Consider the following 5,871-nt stretch of genomic DNA (forward strand, 5'->3'; position numbering starts at 1 on the left):
TTAATAAAACTTTAAGCTTTTATTGCTATAATTTCATTTCCTTTTTAAACGAAAGGGTTTTAAAAAGCTAAGACTTTTTGTCTTAATTTTTTAGTATTTGTTCTTTAAATTATTAATATTGTTAATCAAATCTTATAGTCAATCTTTGAAATCTAAATAAGTGATCGATTGAGCCAGAAAGATTTATTTTTAAATCTTAACAATCAACTTTTTCTTTGAAGAAAAAGATTAAACTTATCCAATTATTTTTTTATGGAGAGTTTGATCCTGGCTCAGAGTGAACGCTGGCGGCGTGCCTAATACATGCAAGTCGAACGATGAAGCTTTTAGCTTGCTAGAAGTGGATTAGTGGCGCACGGGTGAGTAAGGTATAGTTAATCTGCCCTACACAAGAGGACAACAGTTGGAAACGACTGCTAATACTCTATACTCCTGCTTAACACAAGTTGAGTAGGGAAAGTTTTTTCGGTGTAGGATGAGACTATATAGTATCAGCTAGTTGGTGAGGTAATGGCTCACCAAGGCTATGACGCTTAACTGGTCTGAGAGGATGATCAGTCACACTGGAACTGAGACACGGTCCAGACTCCTACGGGAGGCAGCAGTAGGGAATATTGCGCAATGGGGGAAACCCTGACGCAGCAACGCCGCGTGGAGGATGACACTTTTCGGAGCGTAAACTCCTTTTCTTAGGGAAGAATTCTGACGGTACCTAAGGAATAAGCACCGGCTAACTCCGTGCCAGCAGCCGCGGTAATACGGAGGGTGCAAGCGTTACTCGGAATCACTGGGCGTAAAGGGCGCGTAGGCGGATTATCAAGTCTCTTGTGAAATCCAACGGCTTAACCGTTGAACTGCTTGGGAAACTGGTAGTCTAGAGTGAGGGAGAGGCAGATGGAATTGGTGGTGTAGGGGTAAAATCCGTAGATATCACCAAGAATACCCATTGCGAAGGCGATCTGCTGGAACTTAACTGACGCTAAGGCGCGAAAGCGTGGGGAGCAAACAGGATTAGATACCCTGGTAGTCCACGCCCTAAACGATGTACACTAGTTGTTGGGGTGCTAGTCATCTCAGTAATGCAGCTAACGCATTAAGTGTACCGCCTGGGGAGTACGGTCGCAAGATTAAAACTCAAAGGAATAGACGGGGACCCGCACAAGCGGTGGAGCATGTGGTTTAATTCGAAGATACGCGAAGAACCTTACCTGGGCTTGATATCCTAAGAACCTTTTAGAGATAAGAGGGTGCTAGCTTGCTAGAACTTAGAGACAGGTGCTGCACGGCTGTCGTCAGCTCGTGTCGTGAGATGTTGGGTTAAGTCCCGCAACGAGCGCAACCCACGTATTTAGTTGCTAACGGTTCGGCCGAGCACTCTAAATAGACTGCCTTCGTAAGGAGGAGGAAGGTGTGGACGACGTCAAGTCATCATGGCCCTTATGCCCAGGGCGACACACGTGCTACAATGGCATATACAATGAGACGCAATACCGCGAGGTGGAGCAAATCTATAAAATATGTCCCAGTTCGGATTGTTCTCTGCAACTCGAGAGCATGAAGCCGGAATCGCTAGTAATCGTAGATCAGCCATGCTACGGTGAATACGTTCCCGGGTCTTGTACTCACCGCCCGTCACACCATGGGAGTTGATTTCACTCGAAGCCGGAATACTAAACTAGTTACCGTCCACAGTGGAATCAGCGACTGGGGTGAAGTCGTAACAAGGTAACCGTAGGAGAACCTGCGGTTGGATCACCTCCTTTCTAGAGTACAAACTGATAAGTCTCACAACTATCAGTTCATATATAGACTCAATCATCCTTGTTTAGATTTCAAAGATTGATGAAAAGCTAATTTTGGGGAATTAGCTCAGCTGGGAGAGCGCCTGCTTTGCACGCAGGAGGTCAGCGGTTCGATCCCGCTATTCTCCACCATTTATTAAGGGCCTATAGCTCAGCTGGTTAGAGTGCACCCCTGATAAGGGTGAGGTCACAAGTTCAAGTCTTGTTAGGCCCACCATAAAAAAAGATTTGTTTATCAATTCTGAGTTAAAGTTTTAAAACTTAAAGCAAGTATATAGCTAATAATAAAGCAGTAAATAAAGTAAAATACTTTATTGTCTATGTTTTTAAATTATTTAAACTCTTTATATATACTTCCTTTAGGTTTTAAGACCTAAGCTAAATAAATAATAGAATATTTTATATATTAGATTAGTTATTTAATGTTATTTGAATTATCATTGTTAAGAGTCACAAGCAAGTTTTAATAAAAACAATTTTACAGGACTTGTTAAAGGATAAAACCTAACTATCTTTTCTTTAGCTTTTAGTTAAAGACAAGTTTTAAACTCACAGCTTAGTGAGACTAATATTTTTAGTTTTATTAAGTGTTTAAATGCTTTCCGTCTTAAGATAGTAAAGTCTTATCATAAAAACTTTAACAAGGAAGTGATGCGTTTTAGAATGAATTTAAAAGGTAAGCTATTAAGAGCGAATGGTGGATGCCTTGGCTGGTAAAGGCGATGAAGGACGTACTAGACTGCGATAAGCTACGGGGAGCTGTCAAGAAGCTTTGATCCGTAGATTTCCGAATGGGGCAACCCAGTATATAGAGATATATACTACCATAATGGAGCGAACGTAGGGAATTGAAACATCTTAGTACCTACAGGAAAAGAAATCAATAGAGATTGCGTCAGTAGCGGCGAGCGAAAGCGCAAGAGGGCAAACCCAGTGCTTGCACTGGGGGTTGTAGGACTGCAATGTGCAATAGGTGAGGTTAGTAGAACACTCTGGAAAGTGTAGCCATAGAGGGTGATAGTCCCGTATACGAAAACCAAACCTTAGCTAGCAGTATCCTGAGTAGGGCGGGACACGAGGAATCCTGTCTGAAGCTGGGTCGACCACGATCCAACCCTAAATACTACTACCAGACCGATAGTGCACAAGTACCGTGAGGGAAAGGTGAAAAGAACTGAGGTGATCAGAGTGAAATAGAACCTGAAACCATTTGCTTACAATCATTCAGAGCACTATGTAGCAATACAGTGTGATGGACTGCCTTTTGCATAATGAGCCTGCGAGTTGTGGTGTCTGGCAAGGTTAAGCACACGCGAAGCCGTAGCGAAAGCGAGTCTGAATAGGGCGCTTAAGTCAGATGCTGCAGACCCGAAACGAAGTGATCTATCCATGAGCAAGTTGAAGCTAGTGTAAGAACTAGTGGAGGACTGAACCGATAGGCGTTGAAAAGCCCCCGGATGACTTGTGGATAGGGGTGAAAGGCCAATCAAACTTCGTGATAGCTGGTTCTCTCCGAAATATATTTAGGTATAGCGTTGTGTCGTAGTATAAGGGGGTAGAGCACTGAATGGGCTAGGGCATACACCAATGTACCAAACCCTATCAAACTCCGAATACCTTATATGTAATCACAGCAGTCAGGCGGCGAGTGATAAAATCCGTCGTCAAGAGGGAAACAACCCAGACTACCAGCTAAGGTCCCTAAATCTTACTTAAGTGGAAAACGATGTGAAGTTACTTAAACAACCAGGAGGTTGGCTTAGAAGCAGCCATCCTTTAAAGAAAGCGTAATAGCTCACTGGTCTAGTGATTTTGCGCGGAAAATATAACGGGGCTAAAGTAAGTACCGAAGCTGTAGACTTGATTTTATCAAGTGGTAGGAGAGCGTTCTATTTGCGCCGAAGGTATACCGGTAAGGAGTGCTGGAGCGAATAGAAGTGAGCATGCAGGCATGAGTAGCGATAATTAATGTGAGAATCATTAACGCCGTAAACCCAAGGTTTCCTACGCGATGCTCGTCATCGTAGGGTTAGTCGGGTCCTAAGTCGAGTCCGAAAGGGGTAGACGATGGCAAATTGGTTAATATTCCAATACCAACATTAGTGTGCGATGGAAGGACGCTTAGGGCTAAGCAAGCTAGCGGATGGAAGTGCTAGTCTAAGGTCGTAGGAGGTTATATAGGCAAATCCGTATAACAATACTCCGAGAACTGAAAGGCTCTTCAAAGTCTTCGGACAGCGAGGAGAATTGCTGATGCCGTCGAGCCAAGAAAAGTTTCTAAGTTTAGCTAATGTTGCCCGTACCGTAAACCGACACAGGTGGGTGGGATGAGTATTCTAAGGCGCGTGGAAGAACTCTCTTTAAGGAACTCTGCAAAATAGCACCGTATCTTCGGTATAAGGTGTGGTTCGCTTCGTATTAGGATTTACTCCGAAAGCGAAGAAACTTACAACAAAGAGTCCCTCCCGACTGTTTACCAAAAACACAGCACTCTGCTAACTCGTAAGAGGATGTATAGGGTGTGACGCCTGCCCGGTGCTCGAAGGTTAATTGATGGGGTTAGCATTAGCGAAGCTCTTGATCGAAGCCCGAGTAAACGGCGGCCGTAACTATAACGGTCCTAAGGTAGCGAAATTCCTTGTCGGTTAAATACCGACCTGCATGAATGGCGTAACGAGATGGGAGCTGTCTCAAAGAGGGATCCAGTGAAATTGTAGTGGAGGTGAAAATTCCTCCTACCCGCGGCAAGACGGAAAGACCCCGTGGACCTTTACTACAGCTTGACACTGCTATTTGGATAAGAATGTGCAGGATAGGTGGGAGGCTTTGAGTATATGACGCCAGTTGTATATGAGCCGTTGTTGAGATACCACTCTTTCTTATTTGGGTAGCTAACCAGCTTGAGTTATCCTCAAGTGGGACAATGTCTGGTGGGTAGTTTGACTGGGGCGGTCGCCTCCCAAATAATAACGGAGGCTTACAAAGGTTGGCTCAGAACGGTTGGAAATCGTTCGTAGAGTATAAAGGTATAAGCCAGCTTAACTGCAAGACATACAAGTCAAGCAGAGACGAAAGTCGGTCTTAGTGATCCGGTGGTTCTGTGTGGAAGGGCCATCGCTCAAAGGATAAAAGGTACCCCGGGGATAACAGGCTGATCTCCCCCAAGAGCTCACATCGACGGGGAGGTTTGGCACCTCGATGTCGGCTCATCGCATCCTGGGGCTGGAGCAGGTCCCAAGGGTATGGCTGTTCGCCATTTAAAGCGGTACGCGAGCTGGGTTCAGAACGTCGTGAGACAGTTCGGTCCCTATCTGCCGTGGGCGTAAGAAGATTGAAGAGATTTGACCCTAGTACGAGAGGACCGGGTTGAACAAACCACTGGTGTAGCTGTTGTTCTGCCAAGAGCATCGCAGCGTAGCTAAGTTTGGAACGGATAAACGCTGAAAGCATCTAAGCGTGAAGCCAACTCTAAGATGAATCTTCTCTAAGCTCTCTAGAAGACTACTAGTTTGATAGGCTGGGTGTGTAATGGATGAAAGTCCTTTAGCTGACCAGTACTAATAGAGCATTTGGCTTATCTTATTTAAGCATCACTTCCTTGTTAAGGTTTTTAATAAAGCTTTGAATGTTTTTATATGAAATATTTATATAAAGATTATGTTCTTAAGTTTATAAAATCTTACAAGTAAAGTTTATATTAGAACTTGCTCTTAACATTGTTTTTTAAGTATTCTAAAACAATAAAGTGATTAGCTTAATAAAATATCTAAATATAAGAATAAGATGAAAACTAAAATAAAAATGATTTTTATATCTAAATCTTATTGATTGTTTTTATTATGCTATATTAAATAGAATATTTAAATAACAATGTCCGTGATTATACAGATGTGGAGACGCCTTGCTCCATCCCGAACCAAGAAGCTAAGCACATCGTGGGTGATGATACTACGCCTTACTGGCAGGGGGAAAGTAGCTCATTGCGGACTTGTTAATTCTCTTATTATTCTTACTTTATATATAATCTTATGTTTATTTTTATTGTTAGCTATTGAATTGGTTTATTTTT

General features: G+C 43.0%; 2 tRNA genes and 3 rRNA genes. All 5 read left to right on the forward strand.

Going from position 1 to position 5,871, the window contains the following annotated elements:
• Positions 1-249: 249 nt before the first annotated feature.
• A 16S ribosomal RNA gene (locus tag CAMP5118_RS07815) occupies positions 250-1,763 on the forward strand.
• 95 nt (positions 1,764-1,858) lie between these two features.
• Positions 1,859-1,934: transfer RNA gene (locus CAMP5118_RS07820), tRNA-Ala, on the forward strand.
• 8 nt (positions 1,935-1,942) lie between these two features.
• Positions 1,943-2,019: transfer RNA gene (locus CAMP5118_RS07825), tRNA-Ile, on the forward strand.
• A gap of 457 nt (positions 2,020-2,476) precedes the next feature.
• Positions 2,477-5,384 (forward strand): 23S ribosomal RNA (locus tag CAMP5118_RS07830).
• A 290-nt stretch (positions 5,385-5,674) separates the two neighbouring features.
• Positions 5,675-5,791, forward strand: a 5S ribosomal RNA gene (gene rrf / locus CAMP5118_RS07835).
• Together the 16S, 23S and 5S rRNA genes with 2 tRNA genes alongside form the textbook arrangement of a ribosomal RNA operon.
• The last annotated feature ends 80 nt before the right edge of the window (positions 5,792-5,871 follow it).

The organism is Campylobacter sp. LMG 7929, from assembly GCF_024723595.1.
Taxonomy (GTDB): domain Bacteria; phylum Campylobacterota; class Campylobacteria; order Campylobacterales; family Campylobacteraceae; genus Campylobacter_D.